The following is a 24,705-nucleotide window of genomic DNA, read 5'->3' as shown; positions in this document are numbered from 1 at the left end:
ATCAGTTATCTAAAAACAGCCTAGTCCGTTTAGATCACTATTACTATTAAGATGCATAAATGTAATATCAGGTAACTCACCATCTTTTCCACGTGGCCTTGTCATTTGACTTGCATCTAAACTTTGGAAATCATCTGCTGTTACAGAAACTCCGCTTTTATTCCAAGAATTATCAGTTACATTTTCATTAGGTAAATTAGCATCTTTTAAAGCTACTCCTCCAAAGGAAATATTATTATGTAAAACTTCCCTTGTTCCTGGAATATCGGTAGCATCACTTGTGCTTACTCTCTCAAGCATATCAAAGTTTCCAAATTTATTATTATATGCAGTATTATTTGTCCAAGTGGCTGATTTTCCTGGTTGATGATTTGCATAAAAACCATGTGCACCATTGCTCGCAGAAAGACAATTTTTAACTGTGTGAACAGGTGCTACAGCTGGTGGTGTACCCATTGCATATCCACCTATTTTAAACCCATTCGAATCTCCACCAGCGTTCATATTATATGCCCAGCAGGTATCAAAAGTATTTGTTCCTGTAGATGTAAGGCAATCATATCCATCATCACTACAATTCCAAGCACGACATTCTTTAAAAGTAACACCTTCTCCATGTGCACCGAAACCATCTGTATTTCCCATTGATATTCCCTTTACTCCAATATTATTATAAGAATCACATCTATAGCATGTACCTGTTCCATGATTTACAAAATAAAATCCATTTGCTGCATTATCATGACAAGTTACTCTATTTAATGTAACATTTCCTTCTACTCTGAAACATTCAGACTGTTTTTGAGTTCCTACTGGAACTCCAGTAACATTAATTCCTGTAATAGTAACGTCTGTAACACCTCTTGCTATTCTAAAAGCCGCTACACGCTTAGAAGTTGTTATATTCGAAAAATCAAAAGTTGGCATATCACTCATAGAATACGCTTTATATGTAATTCCACTTTTCGTTATATCAATTACATAGTTATAAACATTATCTGATTTTGCTATATTAAATTTTTTATAGATTCCTCCCATAATGTACACAGTATCTCCAGAAGAAGCTACTGCTTGAGCTTTTGCTATACTCGCAAATGGAGCTTTTAACTTTCCCGAATTACTGTCATTACCAGTTGTAGAAATATAGTAGTCTGCTGCATAAGCTTTAGTAGCTGACATAGTTAATGCTGAAGCTAAACCTATAGCCACTGCTCCTGTACATAAACAAATTTTTTTAATAAACTTTCCCATAAATTTTTCTCCTTTTTATTAATATTATGTATTATTTTGGCAATAAAATTTTCTCACTTAACTTAGCATAATTTCCAGGGAAAGTAAATACTTGTTGATTAAAACGCCTAAATCTATACTTAAAAAGATTCTTCTTTCCTAATTTTCTTAAATAATATTCCAATCTTCCACTATAAATATCACTACTCTACTTAGGTTATAACATATTTTTTCTATTCAAAAAGCGACACTTATTGCGTCGCTTTCTAACTTTTATCTATTATCTATTTCCTATGGAATAATTATTTGCCCACACCTGTTGCAGTAGGGCTAAACTTAAAGTAATCAAAGTCAGCATATCCACTAGTGTCAGAACCAGTTGTATAATTAAAGAGAGCAAACCTGTATCCTATAAACCATAATTTATAGAAAAAGTCCATTTTTAAATTACTACCAAGCTTTGTCCAGCTATTAGCATCATAACTATAATAAAATTTAGCTATTTGTGTATCACAATCAGCATCAACCTTCAAGTACACAGTGTTGTTATCAAGGTTAATAGAAGTTTCTGTCCCATCTACATTATATTGAACTAGTTTCTTATTTCCATTATCATTCCTTACTGCTATATAGCCATATTTACTATGGAAAGCTGATAATCCTGAAATCTGACCAGGTTTGATATTAGTTGCGTCTAATTTAACCCATCCTGAAGATTTTGGCCCTTGTATTCTCTGGGCTAGAGTGTTCCTTGCTTCAAGAATGTTAGCTGCGTAACTTGTTTTTAATCTTAACCAACCTGGATGTTCAGACAAGCTCCATTTTGAGTTGTCTGGATTATGATTCCACTGCCACTGCGAAGATATGGCTGTTGCTTTTGTAAAGTCATCACTTGTATCAGGTGATTTTATTCCATTTCCTGATGCAGGCTTGTTATATGTTGCTGGTACTTTACCACTTCCGTTTACACCTATCATTGGCCAGTCATTAATCCATGTAACAGGCGCAATCTTCGGAATACGTCCAACTGCACCCTTATCTTCAAACAGTGCTGCCCAATTATAACTACCATCTTCAACCACACAAACCTGATGATTTGCACCATCATCTAAAATTACCTTTTGTTCATAAGTACCTGTAAGAGTTTTAGATCTCCAGGCTTTCTCTATACGTTGGTACCCTCCACCATCCTTTACAGGTGTTGAAAGTATATAGTAATAACCATTTTTCTTAAAAATCCTATTACCATCATGAGTACTACCGCCATCAAAAATTTTCTTATTTATACCTCCAGCCTTGACAGATTTACAATCTGTATTTAACTCTGTTATTGTACACCCTCCATTAACAAGATATACTCTTCCATCAGTATCAAAGAATAAATCTGCATCATGTGCATATCCTATACCTTTAATTTCTGTAAAATCCCAGCCACCAAAATCCATTGGAGCATTTCTTGTACATACAAAAGTTTTACCTAGATCAAGAGAAGAAAAAGTAGCATAAAACTTACCATTATTATACTTTAAACTTGGAGCCCAACAGCCCTTACTGTATACGTTTTTTCCACCTACTAAATTATACGCATCAGCATGTGATTTATCAATACCACTCATTCCTACATCAATCCGATCATATGCATAAGAACAAATTTCCCAATTTACAAGATCTTGTGATTTTAAAATAGGAAGACCTGGCATATAACTAATGCTAGAGCATCCCATATAGTATGTTGATCCAACTTTAATAACGCTGTTATCTGGATAATCAGCATACATAACAGGATTCTGATAAGTTCCATTTCCTAAATCTGAAGTATATGCATTGGCTGGAAGAACTGGTGATGCTAGTAACACAAAAGATAGTACAGACATAGAAATTATCTTATTGAGGTAGTTTCTTTTTTTGTATAACTTGTTTTTTAACATTCTTGTTTCCCCCTTTATATTATAATAATATTTATTGTAGGACGTAAAAATCATAGACTTTCTACGATTTAGCAAATAGATTGTCTTTAAGAATTTATACCACTAAAAAGTAAAATTTATCTGCGCATAATAAAATCCAATTATGATATATATATTATCAAAAGTAAATATCAAGCATAATCATGCATCTAAACAATTACATTTTCTCATAATATTTACATTAAATAAATATACTTTTCTCTAAACGTACAAAATAGTGCATAAAAAGAAATTTTTAATTGTTTTATATATTCTTCAACTATTCCTTAGAACAATAAAATACCTGCAAAAATCTAATTTTAGATCTTTATGCGTTTCACTATGGAAGATAATTCTTGTCTGCTCTCACGATAAATCAAAAACCGTATTGGATTTTTCCAATACGGTCTTATACATTCGTGTTATTTCATTGTGAAACAAAGTGTCAGTATCATTTCTATTTTTTTACTATGCTATTGGTTATAATTATTTTTTAAGATTTATTATAAATCTAATCAAGTAAACTAAATCTCCTAAACTTGCAAAGAAAACAAATTCTATTATTCCTCTTGTTTTATCTAAGAAAAAATTATATTAAGTTTTCCCCCAGTAAATTTTTCAGCTTCTTTAAAAATTTCTAAGGTATTTTCAGCATAATCACCTAAGAGGCCTTTACTTTTTTGAAAGTCAACCCATTCAATTGTAAGTGGCAATTGAATATCAGTAGTTAGACAATCCCATAGTGCATCTAAGTTTTCACCATAATGATTAGGAAGCTTTAATTCCTGTTTTAAAATTTGGTGCAAAATATTTTTATCCAAAAGCTTACTACCTTGTATTACTACTTTATTCAAGCTATTCACATCCTTTTAAATAAAAAATTATTTTCCTTTATATAATACTTTAAATGTTTTGTAATGATCTGATGTAGAATAAATTAATCCATCATTGGAATAAAGGATCCTATCATCTCCACGATGTCCTCCATTATAGTTAATATCGCATTCATGCCAAATTCTATTAGGCGCATCTGGTAGAGATTTTTCAGCATTTTTAAAAATATCTCCACCTATACTTTTACCAGGTGCAACTTTGCTAAGATCATCTCCTGGCTTCCATCCAAGCTTATCCGCTTGTGCTTTTGTTATAAAATTTTCAGGCAACGTTCCATTTTTATGTATATAATCTGCAACACCTTGAAAATCATTAATTATTTTTTTATCTTTTGAATCTCCATTTTGGCCAGAGTCTGCCTTTTTATCTTCTGATTTTGTATTCTCCACATGGTTGTCCTGTTGCTTATTTGCAGCAGTTTTATTTGTCGCCGCACATCCAAATAAACTTATGAACATAAGTAAAAGTATAAAAACATTAGAAATTTTCTTTATAAATAATTTTTTCATTTTTAATCCTCCATATTAATAACCTTAATTTTTTTTATATTTCTGATTCCAAATCCAAGTCTCACTGAAGACCAAGGCACTTGTACACAATATTTTAGATTTCCATCTACTTGTATCTCAAATTTATTACTTCTATTTGATTTAACCTGATTAACACAAATAATCATGATTTACCCTCTCATCATCTATACCAAGTATATTAACCACATCTCAATACTATCTTTTATATTAAATCCAGTTAATTCCCTTCATATAATGTTTTCCCCAATCCTCCATCATTTCCATGACAGGTATAAACTTTTTGCCCATTTCAGTAAGACTATATTCAACTCTTGGAGGGACTTCATTATATGATTTTCTAAATACAAGATTATCGTCTTCAAGTTCTCTTAAATGCTGAGTTAGCATTTTTTGAGTAAGAACAGAATCATTAAATGCTCTTTTTAACTCTGAAAATCTCATTACTTCATTGTGAGCTAAAAACCATATTATTGAAAGTTTCCACTTACCTAATATTATTCTTTGAGTTAATAGTAATGGACATCCCTTTTCCCAATCATTAACTATCACATAAATCACCTTCTAAATTACTTTTTAGTAACTATACCACAAAAAAGTACCTAATTTCAATATTCTTATTATTCCCTTATACTAAATATAAATTAGTTAACTAATTAAAAATATTAAAGCTAAAATTATAATAAGCTTTAATTATTTCCAAAAATTGATATATTTTGTTTTATATCATGTAAAATCATTATCTATCAATGGAAGAAAATATAAAACTCTAACTGTTGGAAAGTTATACGAATCAATTCCAACAAAATTTTTTCCAATCAATTATAAATTCTTATTATATCGGAGGTATGATAAAATGAAAAAAATTCAACTTGGAAAATCAAGTATTAATGCATCTGTTATAGGGTTAGGCGCTATAAATTTTGGTACAGCTATTAATGAGGATACTGCATTTAAACTAATGGACCATTATGTTTTAAATGGAGGAAATTTAATAGATACAGCAAACAATTATGCAGTATGGAATGGCGGAGAGGGAAGTGAAAGTGAAAAAACAATAGGTAAATGGATAAAAAGAAATGGTAAAAATAAAGATCTTTTTATTGCAACAAAACTTGGTGCTTTGCCAAAAGAGGCTGGAAAAAGAGATTTTTCAGATATGCAGGGATTAAGTAGTTCTGTTATTATCGACAGTGTTAATAAATCTTTAGATAACCTGAATGTCGACTATATTGATTTATTATATTTACATGTTGATGATTTTAATACACCACAGGAAGAAACTCTTGGTGCATTAAATGAACTTATAAATAAAGGTTTAATAAAAGAACTTGGTTGTAGTAATTTTAGAACATGGCGCATAGAAAGTGCCAGAAATATATGCTTGAAAAATAACTATAAATTTTTTTGTGCTGTACAGCAGAGATTTAGTTATTTATCACCTACAATAGATTCAGATTCTTTTCCACAAGTACCAGCTAACAGAGAGCTAGAAAGTTATATAGATTATTATAAAGATTTAACACTCATGGCATATTCACCTTTATTAGGTGGGCAATATAATACAGATAAAATAAAAAAAGATGAGTATAAAACATACTTTAATGAAATTAAATTAAAAAAATTATTAAATGAACAAAGTGATCCTAATTCATATGTTCTTAATTATATAAATACTCAATTTGGTGGCAGTATTGCTTTAGTTAGAACTTCTAAAGTTGATCATTTAAATAATATAATGCAATCAGAATTTTTCAAGTAAGCCTCCAAATCTTTGATTTGCAAAGATAGGCTTAATCAACAAAAGTGAATAAGCTTTAATTTAAAAGAAGCTTACGAACTAATAAAACCTATATGATGGTCATTTATAAAAGAAAACCCTCGGTATTCCTGTCGAGGGTTTCATTGGTGGAGGCGAAGCGTGTCATTTAAAATCCACTAATTTCGGCTTACCCCGAAAAGAAAAAACTTCTGATAAATTCATTTATATGAATTTATCAGAAGTTTAAAATTTATTTATTGGATTGTGACTTAATGCTTTCTCTATGGGTAACATTTTCTATTTTATTTAATATGATTGAATGAGGAAGTAAAAACACAATAATAAGTGCTACTACTAAAACTAGGATGCCAAAATAATAAATATCTCTTTGTGCAAGAATATAAATATCATTTACACTTAAGTTTGTATTTCGATTATAAAACAATTGACGAGAAGTAAGCATAACACTACTAAAAGCAGTCCCCAATGTTTGTCCAAGATTACGCATAGTGGCTAACATTCCAGAAGCAACACCAGCCTTATTCCTAGGGGCCGAATTTAAAATAGCAGTATTGATTGAAGACACACTCAAGCCATTTCCCGCTCCCATGGCAATCAAAGTGACTATAACCACAATATAACTCGAGGAATCTTTTAAGCAACTCATAAGTAAGCAGCTTATACAAATACAAATTAATCCTATGGCTGATGGTAATCTTGTTCCATGTTTATCAGTCATGCTCCCTCCAACAGGAGACATTATCATCATCATAATTGGCCATGCCAGCATTACAAGTCCTGACTGATCTGATGGTAATAAAAGTATATCAATCAAATAAAATGGTACCAAATAGATAATTAATTGCTGTACAAGATATGAAAGTAAACATATCACATTCGCCATAGAAAATGTTTTATTCTTAAATAATTGTAACGACATCAATGGTGATTCTATATGTTTTTCACGTATGACGAATATATATAAGACAAATATACTTAAAAGCATACATCCAATAAAATAAGTTGACTTCCATCCCCATTTATTAATAAAATTAACCCCTATTGAAAAAGCACCAATTGACATTGAAAATAAAGCAGCTCCAAACCAGTCCATGCTTCTATTTTTTGAAACATTTGTATTGTCACTTGGCATAACAAAACAAGTTGAAATAAAACCTAAAAGACAGAACGGCACATTAAAGTAGAAAATTGCATGCCATGAAAAATGAGTTAATAAAAAACCTCCAATAGTAGGTCCTGCTGCTAATCCTACAGAAATAAATATTGAACTAACCCCAAGTGCCTTGCCACGCTCTTCTAAATCAAAAGTTCTACTAACAATTGCTTGTGTAATAGAAACCATAATACTATAACCTAGTCCCTGCATACATCTAAAAAAAATCAATATTTCTAAATTTACTGATAATAATGGTGCTACAACACATACCAACCCAAAAAATAAGAAACCAATTTTAAATTGCCGTTTATAACCGTGTAATTCCGCAGTCCTCCCAAAAATCAGCAAAGTACAGCATGGTATAAGTGAATATACTAGCGCTAACCAGCTGACATTACTCTGATTAACACCAAATTCTTTTGTTAATGTTGGAAGAGCAATATTTAAACTATTTATAGAAAATGATACAACTAAATTTGCCATACTTGTAACTGCAAAAATCATCCATTTATTATATTTACCTTCAAGTATTTCTTTCATTATCAATATATCTCCTTTTCATAATAATTACATTGACTTATGTCTTTTAATTTCCATTAATCAAATATGTATTTACAGTTCAGATTATTGATAACGCTAATTTAAATCATATAAACTACTATAATATATTGATTCATACTATTTTCTATTCATATGTATTGTATCAATTATATAGAAAATTTTCACTTCTGATTTTTGCGACTCATGGATATCTCCTAAATAAAAAAGAATCTTAAAAATGCTCTTGTGCATCATTAAAATTCTTTTTACATGTATATTCTCTGTTAATTATAATATCATAAACTTATAAATTTTCTTTTATAAGTTTAATTCTTTCAATATATTCTTTATCGCTTAAATAAGTTTTTTGAGGATTCATTTCAAACACTCCGCCCCATTCATATTCATCTTTATATTTAGGTACTAAATGAAAATGAAGATGAGGAAGTGTATCTGAATATGCTCCATAATTTACTTTATCAGGTGAAAAAGTCTTTTTAATTGCAGAAGCTGCTCTTGTAACATCTTTCATAAACAATTCTAATTCTTTCTCATCTAGTTCAAATAATTCATTTACATGCTTATTATAAGCAACAATACATCTTCCTTTATGACTTTGTTCCTTAAACAAATAAAGGGTAGATACATTAAGCTTGCATATTTCAATCATTAGATTATCAAGTTTTTCATCCTTATCACAATATAGGCAATTAATTTTATTATTCATATTAAAATCTCCTAACTTATTATAGTAATTTTATTTATAATTAGCTGCCTTAAAATAGTAATATATTTCCTATCTTAAGACAGCCACAAGAATTAAATTAAAATATTCTTAGTGATATGGTTATAATTTTCACAATTCAACTTATAAAACTTTTTTATATTAACTAAAAATTATTCTAAACTACATTTTCTTTCCAAACATTTTCATACTTATATCCAGTAAGGTTTTCAACAATTGCTTTTGTTTCTGGAGTCACATCTTGTTTTGATCCATTATTTTTTAGACGTTCAACTTCATCTACTAGTATGCCATGTGTTTTCTTGTTAAGTTTGAAAGTTACAGCACAAATCAATGCTATACCAAGTAATACTATACAACCAACAGTTAATAGACCTGCTATAGTTGATACTACTAGTGGTGATTGAGTTGCTTGCCCTTTTACAAATCCACTTTCTTCTAATACAATACCTATAATAACTGTAGCTATAGCAACACTACTCTTTCTAGTGAAAGTCATAACTGCTGCATAAAGACCTTCTCTTCTTTGTCTTGTAACCATTTCATCAACATCAGGTATGAATGGGAATACATTCCATGGAGTAAATTCCAATAAACTTCTTCCAACTTGATAAATAGTACCAATTACAAATAATAAGACAAGATTTGTTCCTAAATTACCTACATAAAGTCCATAAAATCCTAATATACATATAATCATTATTGAGTAAGACATTTTATATAAATTACTTGGCCCTACTTTAATCATTAAAAATCCACCTAAGATTGTTACAGGTATACCAATTAAACTAAGTGAAAGTACATTGGCTGCAGTGATAGATGAAACCCCTAAATTATACACACAAAAATATACAAATACTGTATTAAACAAATCTTTAGCAGTAAATGAGCATATATAAATTGCTAAATGCTTTCTAAAGGCTTTAATTTTCAAAGTAGATATATAAGCTATAGCTACTTTTACAATTCCCTCCAATTGCTCACCTAGACTCTTACTTTGAGAACCCTTTGATAGTTCTTCTTCCATTTCAGGAGTAAGATCTCTTTCCCAAGTTACTCTGTGTGATATTAATATACAGATTGCATATAAAATAGCGAAAATTAATCCATTCATGAAATATGCTTGAGCACTCTTTTCACCAAAGAAAGCTATTAATCTTCCTGGAACAAAGGTAGCTAAAAATGTTCCTGTTGCTGATATAAACATTCTTGATGCTGATAACTTAGTTCTATCATTAAAATCTTTTGTCATTTCAGCAGGCAATGTTTCCCATGGAATTAATACCATTGCTGCAATTATTTCAAATAGTAAATAAGTAACTAAATAGAATACATAACTTCTTCCTGTTACCCATAATAACACATAATCTGCCATTAAAGGTGCTCCAATTAATAGGAAGAAACGACGTCTTCCAAAAAGTTTTCCAAGCTTAGTTTTATAGAAATTGTCAGATATACTTCCTATAAATAAACTGGCAACTGCATCTACAATACGGGCAATACCAATGATTGAAGCACCTTCAATTGGTGTTAATCCTGCAAATGTTGTATAGAAAAATAGTAAAAATGCTCCTATAATGGTGAACGCTCCACCACCCATTAAATCAACTAATCCATAACCAACGCCTCTGGCAATTGTAATCTTTCTATTATTATTTGACATATGTTTTTTCCTCACTTTCATCTTCTACGCACGTGTATAATTATCTTTCATTAAATGCAAAATGTGTTTTTGCATTTTTATAACATATTCCTTGAACAATTTTTTTAAGTAATTTCATGTTCTTTGGCACTTCACCATTTTCTACCCATTCACCAATTAAATTACAAGCAATTCTTCTAAAATATTCATGTCTTGTATATGATAAGAAACTTCTAGAATCAGTTAGCATTCCAACAAAACGACCTAATAATCCAAGATTGGCTAATGCTTTCATTTGTTCAATCATTCCATCTTTATTATCATTAAACCACCAAGCTGCTCCAAATTGCATTTTTCCTGGGATTCCATCTCCTTGAAAATTTCCTATCATAGTTCCAAGAACATAATTATCCTTTGGATTCAATGTATATAAAATTGTTTTAGGAAGAGAATTTTCCCTGTCTACAGAATCTAAAAGCCTTGAAAGTGGATAAGCTATGCTTTCGTCATTAATTGAGTCAAATCCTGTATTAGGTCCTATTTTTTTATGCATTCTTGTATTATTGGCTCTAAGTGCTGCAATATGAAGCTGCAATACCCATCCAAGTTCATGATAAAGTTTAAATACATGTCTTAAAGTATATGTTTTATATTTCTTTTCTTCCTCTGTACTTATTGCTTTGCCTTCAAGCACTTTAGCAAATATTGCTGCCGCTTCTTCTTTTGTTGTTTCTGCATAAACAACTACACCATCAATACCATGGTCTGCAACTTTGCATCCAACTGAATGAAAAAATCTTATTCTTGAATCTAAAGCTTGTAAAAACTTATCGTAATCACTTATTTTTATTTCAGATATATCTTCTAAAGCTTTTACCCATTCAACATAGCCATCTGCATTTATTTCTACACCTTTATCAGGTCTAAATGTAGGTAAAACATTTACATTAAAGCTAGTATCTTCTTTAAGTTTTATGTGATATTCTAATGTATCTATTGGATCATCAGTTGTACATATAGTTTCTACATTTGATTTTAAGATTAAATCTCTTACTGCAAATCCATCTCCACTAAGTAGTTCATTAGCCTTTTTCCAAATCATTGGGGCATTATCTTCATCAAGAGGCTCATATATTCCAAAGAATCTTTGAAGCTCTAAATGAGTCCAATGGTAAAGAGGATTTCCTATAGACATTGGTATAGTTTGTGACCAAGCTAAGAATTTGTCATAATCACTTCCATCTCCTGTGATATATTTTTCATCTATGCCATTGCTCCTCATTGCTCGCCATTTGTAATGATCTCCATACAACCATGCTTCTGTTATATTATTGAACTTTTTATTCTCATATATTTCCTTTGGATCAATATGACAGTGATAATCGATAATAGGTAAATCCTTTGCATAATTATGATATAACTCTATAGCTGTTTCGCTAGATAATAAGAAATTTTCATCCATGAAATTTTTCAAATTCATCATCCTACTTTCAAATAAATATTTCATATTTGTATAGTATTGAACTTAACAAGTTAATAACCCACACTATATTAGTATAAGTATATTATTGCAATCTGTATCTATCCAACACTTTACCATAACGTTTTCTTAGATTTGATATATTGACCTTTAGATATCGATAATTTTTTTAATTAAGCTAATTTACTTTCCTTAACGTAGTAATTTCCAAAACTCTTCTTATTGTTTTAATACACCACTGTCCCGATAAGGAAAGTTGTAAATTAGCTTGATTTATGTTATAATTTGCTTCACATTATTTTTCTTAAACATTTCTATCATTCTTTGTTTATCTTATTTGACAGAGTAAAATAAATGGAGAATGATAAAAATGTTTATTTTTTATGCATGTAATTATCTTAAATTATTTGCACTCTAAATACTTTTCTAAAGTTGATCTGACAGAACCAACTCCTGAAATCATTTCATTGAAATAGCCGACAATCTTTTCTCCTAAACCTATTTCATAAAGATTTACACCAAAAATTTCTTCATTTGTTAATATAGGTTTTAAATCTTCTTCAACTAATTCTTTAGTACCTAATTTTACATTAGCTACATATTTCTTCAATTCATCTAATAATGGATCTGGGCTTAACTCCATTGCATTACCATTATCATCTATTGCCATTAAATATCTGCACCAACCTGCAATAACAAGTGGAATATATTTAAGTTGTTTAGGATCTAAATCTCCTCTGTTACTATAAGCTTTAATTGTTTCTCCAAATCTTATACCAACTTTTTGAGATGTATCTGAAGCAATTCTTTGAGGTGTATCAGGTATATATGGATTTGGAAGTCTAACTTCAACTACCTCTTTAATAAAGTCTTCAGGATTTATTATTCCAGGATTTACAACAACAGGCATCCCTTCTTCATATCCGATCTTTTCAACTAATTTCTTTAAAGCTGGATCTTTCATTTCATCTGCTATTAAATTAAATCCAAGAAGGCATCCAAATACTGCTAGAGACGTATGTAGCGGATTTAAACAAGTACAAACCTTCATTGTTTCAATTCTTTCTACAGTTTCTCTGCTTGTTAAAAATACACCTGCATCTTCTAAAGGCATACGGCCATTTGGAAAATCATCTTCTATTACAAGATATTGTGGGCCTTCTGCATTTACAAATGGTGCTATATAAGTATTTTTGTTAGTTGTTACAATCTGAGTACTTTCGAAGCCATCTTTTTCTAATGTATCCTTAACGCTTTGTGATGGTCTAGGTGTAATTTTATCAATCATACTCCAAGGGAATGATACCTTTTTATTATTATTGATATACTTAAGAAAATCTTCTTCTACAAGTCCATTTTCAATCCATTTCTTTATCATTGTTTCCATTGCATTATGAAGTTTCTCACCATTTTTTGAACAGTTATCCATACTTACAAATGCTATTGGATGTTGTCCATTTTGATATCTTACATATGCTAAGGATGCAACTTTAGCAATAATACTTACGGGGTGTTCTAATCCATCTGTTATATCTTCCTTTAATAAATTCTTCACACTATAACCTTTTTCTGTTATTGTAAAGCTTGCTATTTGCAAAGATGGATTTGAGAATATTTCTTTTAATCTATTCCATTCTTCTTTTCTTGAATAGTCACCAGCCAGACTTTCACCTATACTTCCTACTATTTTCTTTTCCAAGGTTCCATCTGGTTTCATAATTACTAATAAGCTTAAATCATCATGAGGGGAATAAATTTTATCTATAATTTCATAATCATATCCTTCTACGGCAACAATACCTGACTCTGCTTTTCCAGTATTTAAAAGTTCTTGCTGCAACATTGCTATAAAACCTCTAAATATATTTCCTGCTCCAAAGTGAACCCATGTAGGATTTTCCTTAGTTAAAGCTGACATTTTGTCGTAATCAAATTTTGGAAGCTCTATTCCAGCCTTTTCCCATAATTCGCTCTTTTTAATACTTTCTTTACTTAGTACCAATTTTGAATTACTCATTCTTATTTTCACCTCTTCAAAACTATTGTTAACGTTAATTATTTCTAGCATCTTAGCATACTAAAAGAAAGAATTTTCTTTTAAATATTAATTTCATTTTTTCTCTAAATTCTATTTATTTCTTTGTAATGAATCCCATATTCCCCATATGTACATAATTCCAAGTGCTCTATCATAAAGTCCATAACCTGGTCTGCATTGTTCATTCCAAATATGTCTTCCATGATCTGGTCTTGCATATCCAGTAAATCCAACTTCATGATATGCTTTAACTATGTCACATATGTCTAAAGAACCATCACAAGTTCTATGAGATGTTTCAATAAAATCACCATTTTCATAAATCTTTACATTTCTAATATGTGCAAAAGCAATTCTATTTCCAAATTCTCTTATCATAGCTGGTACATCATTATTTGGATTTGAACCTATTGCTCCACTACAAAGAGTTAAACAGTTATAAGGATTATCTACAAGCTTTAATAATCTTGCTAAATCATTTCTGTCTTTTACTATTCTTGGTAATCCAAAGATTGACCAAGGTGGATCATCCGGATGTACTGCCATCTTAATATCATTTATTTCTGCAACAGGTATAATTTGTTCTAAGAAATATTTTAAGTTATTCCATAAATCTTCTTCTGTTACATTCTTATATGCTTCAAAAAGCTGTGATAAATTTTTAAGTCTTTCTGGCTCCCAACCTGGCATTGTAAGATCTGGATTTGATGCTATTTTATTAACTAATTCCATTGGATCTATATCATTAATCTTTGCTTTTTCATAGAAAAGAGCTGTTGATCCATCTTCTGCCTCTTTGTATAGATCTGTTCTAAGCCAGTCAAACACAGGCATAAAATTATAACAAATAACTTTTACTCCAACCTTAGCTAACTTCTCTATTGTTTTTTTGTAATTTTCAATGTATTTATCTCTCGTTGGCAATCCTAGCTTAATATCTTCGTGGACATTAACACTTTCAACAACGTCTAAGTTAAATCCATACTTGTCAGTTGCTTCTTTTACCTTAAGAATTTTTTCCATTGGCCATTCTTCACCAGCTGCCATATCATGAAGAGCCCAGACAATCGATTCCACGCCTGGAATTTGTTTGATTTGATCAAGTGTTACGGTATCATTTCCTTCACCGTACCATCTAAACCCCATTTTCATAGTTATGTTCCTCCTGCTTTTTCTTGAGTTTTCTTAACTTTAGCTTAGCTATATAATTTCCATAAGAACATAAAAGTTCTAATTTCATATTTTATATAAGCCTCACCTCCCTTAATTACTAATAAAGTAATTCAAAATCACTTTATTATTTAAAATAATCTGGATATATTTTTCTTACTTCATTTTTATCAAAGGTAACCATATTTAAATGTTCCTTCATAACTTCTTCTGCTTTTTCTGCATCTCTATTTTTTATAGCATTGAATATTTCTTCATGTTGTGAATAGATATTATCCCAGTTTGGGTTAACTTCTAATCTAAGCATACGAATTCTTTGAAACTCTATACTACCATCATTGATACTATCCCATATTCTTTTCTTATTACTTCCTTCAAAGATTATCTTATGAAATTCTTCATCGGCTTCAAATAATTTTTTATAATCATGATTTTCAATATACATTTTCTGCAGTTTCAAATTCATTTCTAGTGCTAATATTTTTTCAGGACAAAATTCCTTGCATGCTTCTTTCACTACAGCTCTTTCTAGATGTTCACGCAAAAATCTTCCATCCTCAACAGCATATAAATCAACTAAAGAAACAACTGTCCCTTTTTGAGGATAGATGTTAACTAATCCTTCTTGAGCTAAACGAACAAGCGCTTCTCTTACTGGAGTTCTACTTACACTATATCTTTCTGAAAGTTCTTTTTCAGAAATACTAGTTCCCGGTTCAAGGCATAAATTTATAATTTCTTCTCTGAGTTTATAATATATAGTTTTGCTTGTAGTATTTTTCTTTATATCTAATGTCATTAATTATTCTCCTTTACCTTTTTTACTTGCCATACTTGTATGGTAGTTAACTCTATACTTAATCTTACTATTTTTATCATGTAAAGTAAATTGAATAATTTATTCTTATAAAACTATTTGACTTCTACTGCATAATAAACTATATTTTTTTGAACATATATTAAAATAATTATCATTACCATACTTGTATGGTAGATATTTTTATTTTATCATAACCGTTTACAATGTCAAGCAAATATTTTATAATTTTTTGAAAATCATCCTAGCAATTATTATTGTGATTACTATAATCCTTTTAAGTATTAAATGGATTATTAATCCACTTAGATATCAACGATAAAAAAGAATCTTAAAAATGCTTTTATGCATTATTAAAATTCTTTTTACATAATTATAATTTTTTAACCTTGAATTTATCACTATTATTTACTATTTTAATATTTAAATTATTTAATAATTTATCCAAACTTTTTATTTGATTAATATATTTTTTATTATTTTTTTCAATTACCTTTTCTATCATTTTAATTATAGCTTCTTTTTCTTCAGCATCTAATTTAATTCTTTTACATATATATTCCCTGTTAATATGAATTAATGTAGTCCAAATTTGTTCTTCTACTATATTGTTAATATTCATCATAACCCATGTAAAATCTTTTCTTCTATCTTTTACAGGATATGCCTCCCTAAAGAATTTTATAAAGGCATTTTCTTCTTTAGGCTCCTTTTCAACTACATATTTGCCAAACTGATTTTTTAATTCATTTTGAAGATACATAATAGTATTTGGCTTAACTTTATCTGACATCTTCTCAATATTATCATAGATAAAATTATAAGTATCTTGAATTTTCTCTGGATCAGCTTCTCCTTTTTTTAATATCCTTGCAACATCTATATATTCTAAAATGTTCTTCTTACAATTTAATTCTTTATTATATAACTTTTGCCATATTTCTTCTGCACTTAAATTCTCTAAGCTTAAGTTTTCTTCCATGCCTACACTCCTCTATATCTTTTAAGATAGTATATATTAATAATAATCGTACTTATAAAAATACTTGTAATAAATTGTTATCAATATTCGCGATAATTTTATCACAATAAAACAAAAGGAGCAATTATAATAAATACTATTCTGAAATTTTATTTTTCTATTTATTTATCTCCTTACTTTTTCTAACTTCCACACTACATAAATAATCATAAATAGGTTTGAGCATAGTAAAAGCTGTTGTCAAATCTTTTAATATGTCCTTTGTAAAAAGTCTCTCAACTTCAACATTGTTGTGAACCAAATGGATACTTTTCCTGTTATACCATTTGTTTATATTTGTTGGTTTAGTAGAATCTAAAATTCTTTTATATTCTTCTCCCTCAATTGTAAATACATTTTGTTTATCAAAAAATGATATAGCTTTTTCAAAAGACTTTTGATTCTCATCTATCATTTTACGGAATACATCCATAGATTCTTTAGATGCACTATAATATCCCATCCCATAACGATAAGATTGTGGAGAAATTTCAAAGAAAAAGGCTGGAGCATCTCTCCATTCTTTTTTTCCCCTTTTAAAGGTTAAGAACATGGTATTTTTATATAAAGACTTGTCCTTTGAAAATCTTATATCTCTAAAAATTCTTGATACTGTTTTATTAATTACAGGGGCAACCTCAATAAGATCATCAATGCTAAGCATTTGCTCACTTAAATCTATCACCAAATTTTGAAATGGTTTTAATAAATATTTGTTATAGTCATCTCTATGGCTTTCGAACCATTCTTTACTATTATTTACTCTTACATCATTAAGAAAAGTTAAAGATTCTGGTGAAAAACCTTCAAATTTACTGACATTATTTTTGTCCATTTTAATATCCTCCATTCCTAAAATCACTCTAAATCTAAGACAAGGTAAGTTAATAAACACTCTAAGTGAACAAACATAAAATAAATCTTTTTAATTTCAGTCATAGTATATTTGATTTATACTAACATAAGTTGTTCTAATTTATTTTTTGTATAATCATCTATTGGCATTTGAATGGTTATATACGCTCCCTCTATTTCTGTAGACATAAATGAAATATAGCTTAAGTATAAGTCTCCTACTAACGGATGATGTAAAAGTTTTTGCCCCTCTGGTGTTCCCATAATACCTTGATTACTCCACCATTTGTTAAATAAACAATTTTTTTCATTCAATTCATTTATAATCTCATTTATTGTATTATCATTCTCGTAATAGCTATAATTTGCTCTTAATTGTTCAACACGTAGTTTAGAATGCCCCTCCCAATTATCTAATAATCCCTTTAGATAATCATCATTAAAAGCTCTCCAAACAGAATTTCTTTCTTTTTCATTCATTTTTTCATAATTACCATAAACTTTTAGTGCTGCCGTATTCCATCCAATCATTGTTAATTTGCTATCAGTAACGTATGCTATGTTAGGATTCTGATTGTCCAAAAATTTTTGTAGCGTATTCGAAATGATAGCGGCAGTAATGTCTTCCATAGGTAATTTTTTATCTGTCAAATTAAATAAATATCGTTTTTCTTCATTATTTAATTGCAACACTCTACTCAAAGATATTAATACATCTATTGATGGATTAACATTTTGTCCTTGTTCAATACGCACATACCAATCAATACTTACTCCTGCTAAATCAGCGACTTCTTCTCTCTTTAGACCTTTTACTCTTCTTTTTTTATCAAATTTGAGTCCAAATTGCTCTGGCCTTAATGTGGATCTTTTCTTTTTTAAAAATAATCCAAGTTCTTTATTTTTAGACATCATTACCAGCTCTCCTATTTATATTTAATTATTAATGATAATACATATAATTTACAAATTATTTTACAAATAATTCCATCTGTAATAAACATGGTATTTTTAATCATATGATAACTTAGCTTCTATTTAAAATAATACTTTCATTATACACTATTCTCATGAAATATAGAGAGGAAGATGTAAAAATGAACAGAGATTTAAAAAACAAAAATTTTTCAAACAAATTATTATTAATTTTATCAATTATTTGTGCAATTATAGTAGCTAATTTATACTACGACCAAGTTTTATTAACCAATATTTCTAATGATTTTTTTGTACCTGCTTCATCATCTGGTAAGCTTATAACTGCTATACAGATAGGTTATACAATTGGATTATTATTTGTTGTACCATTGGGGGATAGGTATAGCAGAAAACACTTAATCATATTAAGTGTTATTTGTTCAGCTGCATTATTATATTTAATGACTTTAGCCTCAAACTTTAATTTAATAGTAATTATAGGATTTTTTATGGGACTTTCAAGCGTTTCAGCACAGCTTATAATTCCATTTGTTTCATCAAATATTTCATCAGAAAAACGTGGTGTAATAGTTGGGCACTTATTAACTGGAGTGTTTCTTGGAGTTCTACTCGGCAGAGTATTAGGCGGAGTTGTTGGTCAATTATTTGGATGGAGAGGAGTTCATGAATTTGCAGCAATAGTTTTATTAATTTTTACAGTGTACTTATATTATTCTCTTCCAAGTGATAATGTTAAAAAAGAAAGTTCATATAAAAATATTATATTATCCTTACCTCCATTACTAAAAAAAGAGAAGGTATTAAGAGAAACAATAGTTTTTGGCGCTGCTGCATTTTGTGCCTTCAATATCTTTTGGGTCTCCTTATCCTTTATTTTAGAGGGTTCTCCTTATAATTATGGGAGTGCCATAGTTGGACTTTTTGGTTTCTTAGGTATTGCAGGCGCTCTTGCAGCTGGATTTTCAGGAAAACTTACAAACAGCAAGAATGTAAGCTTGTGGAATCTTTTAGCTCTAGCTATAATGTTTATCTCTTTTTTGATCTTAGGTATGGGTTGGTCTAAACTTATAATTATAATTTTTATAACTTTTATTTTAGATGTTGGGTCAAGAATGAATATGTCCCTAAATCAAGGAAGGATTTATAAACTTAGTCTCCAAAATCATAGCAGATTAAATTCCCTTTACATGGTTGGATATTACTTAGGTGGATCTCTTGGTTCATGGATAAGTACCTATGTATATCATTCATTTGGTGTTAAAGGGATTACAATGGCAAGCTGCACTATACTTTTACTAGCCTATATTTATTATTTAATTACTAATAATCTTTTTAATCGAAAAAACAGCATAAAATCCTCAAATATAATTAGCACTAAAAATGAAACTGTACATCAATAATTTATAAAATTACTTAAGTCAAATATATTTAAAATAAAGGAGAAAATTAAAATGAATTTGATAACTGTAAATCAAGAGAAGTGTATTAAATGTGGTTTATGTGTAAAAGAGTGCCCAGAACGAGTATTAGAACTTAGTAAAAATGGGCCTAAAGAAGTCTGTAGTGAAGAGTGTATTTCCTGTGGCCATTGTGTAGCTATATGTCCAAGAGAAGCAATTGATAATATAAAAACGCCCTTATCCACTCAAATAAGCTCAAAAAAATTTCCAAAACTAAGTCCTGAAGATGCCGAAAACTTTCTTCGTTCAAGGCGTTCAATCCGATCCTATAAAGAAACTCCCGTTCCAAGAGAAAAATTAATAGAACTTGTAAATATTGCACATTTTGCTCCAAGTGGACATAATCTTCAAGGTGTATCGTATGTTATCATCGATGATAGAAAACTTCTTGATAAAGCTGTTAAAATTGTAATTGAAGAATTCGAAAAGGATAATGTGTCAAATAACTTTACAAAGCCCTATCGTGAAAAAGGAACTGATACAATTTTGCGAGGAGCCTCCAGTCTTATACTAGCAACTGCTGATTCAAGCTTCCCACGCGGAAGAGAAAATTCAATTCTTTCATTTACATATTTGGAGTTATATGCACCAACATTAGGCTTAGGCTCATGTTGGGCTGGAATGTTTGAAAGAGTTGCTATGAAGGAAAATTCCCCACTAATTAAATTATTTAATATCAAAAGTAATAAAAAAATCACTGGTGCTGTTATGGTTGGATATCCTAAATATACTTATCAAAGATTAGTTGACAGAAATCCATTAGAATTTACTTTTATAAATCAGTAATATCCTTTTTTTAAAAAACATGACCATCTGTAAGTAGCTATTTAAGCCATATACAAATGGTCATAGATTTTATGATGTAGATTTCACATAATAAAAGCTTTTCTAACGTCAATGCCAACAGTTAGCAGATGGTTTTCTGAACGATAAAGTATAAAATAAAAAAATCCTATATAAAACCTTTGATTTACTACAAAAGTATTTTTGCAAATTCCATATTGTCATAGCTATTTTCTTTAATATATTCTAAGATATCACTTCTATAGTTCTTATCATGCTCAACTGCTTTTGCAAATACTTGAATAAACTCTACCATATCTTCCACAGAGTCTTTTCCATTATATATGTATTTTCCAACTAGATAAAATCTCATCATTGAATATCTAAATAAAAGTAGAATATATCCATCAAACATACAATCACTTTCTGAAAAAGGGAATAAATTATTATATATAAAATTAACAATATAACTTTCAAATATATAACTATTGCTTTCTATATACTCCTCTGTATATTTTTCAAATGCATTTATATATTCATCCTTATTTTCTATTACATGTTCATTATCTTTAATATTATATCCTTGCATAATTTCTTTAGTATACTTTTTAAATTTATGGCTATCATTTTCATTTAATATATCTAAAGAATCAAGTACATTCTTCAAAAATGAAACCTGAAGTACATAATTCATACTTTCTCTTTTATAAGACTTAGCTTCGCTTTCTATATCATATTCTCTTATAAATTCTTTTATTTCATTACTTTCTATATCTTCTAGTTCATTTAAGAAATCACCCAGAACATATAATCTACAGCTGAAATTCAAATTTCTATTTTGTATTATTTTTATTGAAAAGTCTCGAATCTCCTTGAAATACCTTATCGGTGTATCTTTGAATTCAGATGATCTAGTATCAAGTATACCTGACATAATATACTTACCTAAACTCTTCTCACTTTCCTTAAATTCTATCTTCTCTTTACTTCCAAGAATAATTCTTGCTGCCTCTGGACATGCTGCATCAAGAGATATTTCATAATGATCATCTATTTTATTTAGTACTCTAGGAAATTGGGTACAAACACTAGAAAGATAATCTTCTCCAAATTTCCCTTGAATCAAACAGTAATTCTCATCATCTAGAAACGGACATCTTTTTGTTTTTCCCAACTTAATTCTTCCATAATCTAAATCTTTATTAGTACAATATTGATTGTTATGAACATTTTTTTGGAACATTTTTTTCATTGCTTCATCTGTGACTTTGTGATATTTTTTAAATGTTTCTTTATCAATATCTATATCCCATCCAATGCAACAGCTATCTTCACATTTTCCTCCAATACACTGAAACTTATCTATATAGGATGGATATATCATCTTAACATTCTTTTGCATTTTTACCTTCCTTGCCTTTTAATATTTTCTTGATTGTGCCCAAAGCTAATTATATCATCAAAATAACGTATATTGAAAATTATAATTTAAAATTCAGTTTATTTTGTACCTGAACAAGACCTTATAATTTGTATATCACTCATTTAAATAATATCTTACAATTTATACAATCTGATAATGATTTTTAACCCAAGCCACTAAAAGACAAACGTTTAATAGATTACTAGAATATTAATATACTAACATTTATATTCTTTTAACTGAAATTGAGATATGTTATCATTAATAGAGAACATCTATTAATTATAGGAGGTGAATCAATATGCACATTAAGCAATTTGAATGTTTTGTTCATTTAGCTGAAACTCTCAGTTATTCTAGAACAGCAGAACTTTTATACATCACACAGCCTACTGTCACCCATCAGATTAATACTCTAGAAGACGAACTTAGATTAAAGTTATTTATTAGAACAAAGAGAAAAGTTGAGCTTACTCCAGCAGGTGTTTCTTTTTATAATGATATGAAAGATATTCTAACAAGAACAAACATAGCTATAGCAAAGGCAAAGAATTATGCAAAAGACTTTGAGTCTAATTTATCTATTGGTTATGAAGGCAATACAGAGGTAAAGTATCTTCCCTATATATTAAGTTCATTTAAAGAAAATTTTCCACATGTGCATATATATTTGAAAATTTCTGATTTTAAAGAGAAAAGAAATCTCTTTACTAATCATAATTTCGATTTAATTTTTACTGTGAAGGAAAGTATTGAGGACTTACCAGATGTTGACTACGAAGAACTTTTTACTAGCAAATTTGTTTGTGCATTACCTAAAGACCACCCACTAGCTTGTAACAGTATAATTAGAATAGATTACTTGAAAGATCAGTCTCTGATTTTGTTAGATCCTTTAAAATCTCCATCTGAAATGACACGAGTACAAAAAGATATTCAAATGCAATGTCCAATGTCTACTATTTATTTCAGCGATGGACCACAGGTTGCATATACGATGATTAAAGGAAAACTTGGAATTGCAGTAATGCCAGACTTTGTATGTCCAAACGATCCTGAGCTTTCCATCATTCCTATAGATATAAATGATATAGTTTCTTATGGCATTGCATGGCACAAAAACAATAAACAGAGTCATATAAAAGGCTTTGTTAACATTACAAAGCAAATATATAAAAATTTATAGATTATGACCAATAACAATCTAAATTTAAATTGTTATTGGTCTCTTTTTAGTTAAATAAAAAATACCATGGTATAATTTAGTAAAGTAGAATTATTGAACTTTCCCTAATTCCCAATAAGTAGTTATTTTTTCTTTCCATACAAAGCTATATTTTTCTAGCAATTCTTTAGGATCTATTGGTTTTCTTCCTGTCAATTTTTCAACTGTATCTGTTTCAATTGCCATTAACCCATCTCTAATACCAGATTCATTTGTTACCATATCATTAGCACACCATGGCACTGGTGATTTTGAGTAATTTCCTTTTGATGTACGTGGTATATATATTGAATCTAAATAATCATAATATTCTTCTTCATTTATTGTTATATATTCATAATCAATACCTGATATTTCACGAATCATATTGCAGATTTCATTTTGGCCAATTAATTGACCTGTTACATCGTAATCTTTATTGTGTTCACCTTTGCCTAATAATAGTGCCGTAGCAACACGTCCACTATCATCTTTTGCAATAAATGTAGCTTTTCCTTCTCCTGCTGTAGTAACCCATCTATTGTTATCTAAATTTGCCATCATAACAGAATTAAGTAAGTAATTTTCTAAGTAAAGATTATTTCTCATAATATTATAATCTACACCAGATGCTTTTAAATATTCTTCTGTTGCTGTATGATCTGGTAATACATATTGCTTGTACCCTTCACGGTTAGCACCAAAGAATGAAGTATATGTAATGTGCTTTACACCTGCTGCAATAGCAGCATCTATTACATTTTTATGTTGCTGTACGCGCTCTGGTCCTATTACTACACCAGATACCATATAAAGACGATCTCCACCTTTAAATGCTTCTATCATTTGTTCCTTATTGTCATAATTTGCTTCTCTTACTGTAACCCCCTTTTCTTCCCAAACCTTTAAGCGTTCTTCTCTTAAACGACTTTTATCTGGACATGTGAAGATTAATTGATCTCCAAACACCTCATTTAACATATTAGTAGCTACTCTTCCACCTAATTGCCCATCTGCTCCTGTAACAATATAACGCATATTTTTCCCTCCAT

General features: G+C 29.4%; 22 protein-coding genes. 4 read left to right on the top strand and 18 right to left on the bottom strand.

The window, feature by feature from the left end; genetic code table 11:
* Positions 1-9: 9 nt before the first annotated feature.
* The 6 genes from L3B98_RS04185 to L3B98_RS04160 all read right to left on the bottom strand — a co-directional run bounded on the left by L3B98_RS04185 (position 10) and on the right by L3B98_RS04160 (position 5,149).
* Positions 10-1,251, bottom strand: coding sequence for a pectate lyase (locus L3B98_RS04185; protein ID WP_238915739.1), 1,242 nt, complete (start codon positions 1,249-1,251; stop codon positions 10-12).
* 281 nt (positions 1,252-1,532) lie between these two features.
* Complete coding sequence (locus L3B98_RS04180) at positions 1,533-3,158, bottom strand: family 43 glycosylhydrolase (protein WP_238915738.1); 1,626 nt, start codon at positions 3,156-3,158, stop codon at positions 1,533-1,535.
* A gap of 596 nt (positions 3,159-3,754) precedes the next feature.
* On the bottom strand, positions 3,755-4,030 hold the full coding sequence (locus L3B98_RS04175; RefSeq protein WP_077366112.1) for a barstar family protein: 276 nt from the start codon (positions 4,028-4,030) through the stop codon (positions 3,755-3,757).
* A 27-nt stretch (positions 4,031-4,057) separates the two neighbouring features.
* Positions 4,058-4,579, bottom strand: coding sequence for a ribonuclease domain-containing protein (locus L3B98_RS04170; RefSeq protein WP_238915737.1), 522 nt, complete (start codon positions 4,577-4,579; stop codon positions 4,058-4,060).
* A 2-nt stretch (positions 4,580-4,581) separates the two neighbouring features.
* Positions 4,582-4,746 (bottom strand): hypothetical protein, encoded by a 165-nt coding sequence (locus tag L3B98_RS04165; protein ID WP_238915736.1) that lies wholly within the window; start codon positions 4,744-4,746, stop codon positions 4,582-4,584.
* A 61-nt stretch (positions 4,747-4,807) separates the two neighbouring features.
* On the bottom strand, positions 4,808-5,149 hold the full coding sequence (locus L3B98_RS04160; protein ID WP_015394999.1) for a helix-turn-helix domain-containing protein: 342 nt from the start codon (positions 5,147-5,149) through the stop codon (positions 4,808-4,810).
* A gap of 304 nt (positions 5,150-5,453) precedes the next feature.
* Between L3B98_RS04160 and L3B98_RS04155 the strand changes: the two genes are divergently transcribed.
* On the top strand, positions 5,454-6,359 hold the full coding sequence (locus L3B98_RS04155; protein WP_238915735.1) for an aldo/keto reductase: 906 nt from the start codon (positions 5,454-5,456) through the stop codon (positions 6,357-6,359).
* 250 nt (positions 6,360-6,609) lie between these two features.
* Here the strand turns inward: L3B98_RS04155 and L3B98_RS04150 are convergent, their stop codons facing one another.
* From L3B98_RS04150 to L3B98_RS04105, 10 genes are all read right to left on the bottom strand, one after another.
* Positions 6,610-8,076, bottom strand: a complete 1,467-nt coding sequence (locus tag L3B98_RS04150; RefSeq protein WP_238915734.1) for an MFS transporter — start codon at positions 8,074-8,076, stop codon at positions 6,610-6,612.
* A gap of 304 nt (positions 8,077-8,380) precedes the next feature.
* A complete protein-coding gene (locus L3B98_RS04145; RefSeq protein ID WP_238915733.1) occupies positions 8,381-8,803 on the bottom strand; it encodes an HIT family protein in 423 nt (140 codons plus the stop codon).
* 175 nt (positions 8,804-8,978) lie between these two features.
* On the bottom strand, positions 8,979-10,484 hold the full coding sequence (locus L3B98_RS04140) for an MFS transporter (RefSeq protein WP_238915732.1): 1,506 nt from the start codon (positions 10,482-10,484) through the stop codon (positions 8,979-8,981).
* Positions 10,485-10,524: 40 nt separating this feature from the next.
* On the bottom strand, positions 10,525-11,937 hold the full coding sequence (gene uxaC / locus L3B98_RS04135) for a glucuronate isomerase (protein ID WP_238915731.1): 1,413 nt from the start codon (positions 11,935-11,937) through the stop codon (positions 10,525-10,527).
* 409 nt (positions 11,938-12,346) lie between these two features.
* Complete coding sequence (locus L3B98_RS04130) at positions 12,347-13,960, bottom strand: mannitol dehydrogenase family protein (RefSeq protein WP_275298367.1); 1,614 nt, start codon at positions 13,958-13,960, stop codon at positions 12,347-12,349.
* Between the two features lie 111 nt (positions 13,961-14,071).
* Positions 14,072-15,133: a mannonate dehydratase gene (gene uxuA / locus L3B98_RS04125; RefSeq protein ID WP_015395006.1), complete on the bottom strand. Its 1,062-nt coding sequence runs from the start codon at positions 15,131-15,133 to the stop codon at positions 14,072-14,074.
* A gap of 145 nt (positions 15,134-15,278) precedes the next feature.
* Entirely contained in the window at positions 15,279-15,950 is a 672-nt protein-coding gene (locus L3B98_RS04120; RefSeq protein WP_238915730.1) for a GntR family transcriptional regulator, read from the bottom strand.
* A gap of 391 nt (positions 15,951-16,341) precedes the next feature.
* Complete coding sequence (locus L3B98_RS04115) at positions 16,342-16,950, bottom strand: hypothetical protein (protein WP_015395009.1); 609 nt, start codon at positions 16,948-16,950, stop codon at positions 16,342-16,344.
* Between the two features lie 157 nt (positions 16,951-17,107).
* Complete coding sequence (locus L3B98_RS04110) at positions 17,108-17,824, bottom strand: DUF2461 domain-containing protein (protein WP_238915729.1); 717 nt, start codon at positions 17,822-17,824, stop codon at positions 17,108-17,110.
* Positions 17,825-17,940: 116 nt separating this feature from the next.
* Positions 17,941-18,759, bottom strand: a complete 819-nt coding sequence (locus tag L3B98_RS04105; RefSeq protein WP_238915728.1) for a helix-turn-helix transcriptional regulator — start codon at positions 18,757-18,759, stop codon at positions 17,941-17,943.
* 182 nt (positions 18,760-18,941) lie between these two features.
* Here L3B98_RS04105 and L3B98_RS04100 point away from each other — a divergent pair, with 182 nt between their 5' ends.
* On the top strand, positions 18,942-20,183 hold the full coding sequence (locus L3B98_RS04100; protein WP_238915727.1) for an MFS transporter: 1,242 nt from the start codon (positions 18,942-18,944) through the stop codon (positions 20,181-20,183).
* Positions 20,184-20,234: 51 nt separating this feature from the next.
* Entirely contained in the window at positions 20,235-21,029 is a 795-nt protein-coding gene (locus L3B98_RS04095) for a nitroreductase family protein (protein ID WP_238915726.1), read from the top strand.
* A gap of 187 nt (positions 21,030-21,216) precedes the next feature.
* Here the strand turns inward: L3B98_RS04095 and fliB are convergent, their stop codons facing one another.
* On the bottom strand, positions 21,217-22,428 hold the full coding sequence (gene fliB / locus L3B98_RS04090; RefSeq protein WP_238915725.1) for a flagellin lysine-N-methylase: 1,212 nt from the start codon (positions 22,426-22,428) through the stop codon (positions 21,217-21,219).
* A gap of 322 nt (positions 22,429-22,750) precedes the next feature.
* Between fliB and L3B98_RS04085 the strand changes: the two genes are divergently transcribed.
* Positions 22,751-23,635, top strand: coding sequence for a LysR family transcriptional regulator (locus L3B98_RS04085; RefSeq protein ID WP_238915724.1), 885 nt, complete (start codon positions 22,751-22,753; stop codon positions 23,633-23,635).
* 90 nt (positions 23,636-23,725) lie between these two features.
* Here L3B98_RS04085 and L3B98_RS04080 read toward each other — a convergent pair whose 3' ends face one another.
* The gene (locus L3B98_RS04080) at positions 23,726-24,691 is read right to left on the bottom strand and encodes an NmrA family NAD(P)-binding protein (protein ID WP_238915723.1); all 966 of its coding nucleotides are present in this window, start codon (positions 24,689-24,691) and stop codon (positions 23,726-23,728) included.
* Between the last annotated feature and the right edge of the window lie 14 nt (positions 24,692-24,705).

It is taken from the genome of Clostridium sp. YIM B02555 (assembly GCF_022320955.1).
Classification (GTDB): domain Bacteria; phylum Bacillota; class Clostridia; order Clostridiales; family Clostridiaceae; genus Clostridium; species Clostridium saccharoperbutylacetonicum.
Note: the sequence above shows the minus strand (reverse complement) of the source record. Positions and strands in the feature narration are given on the sequence as shown.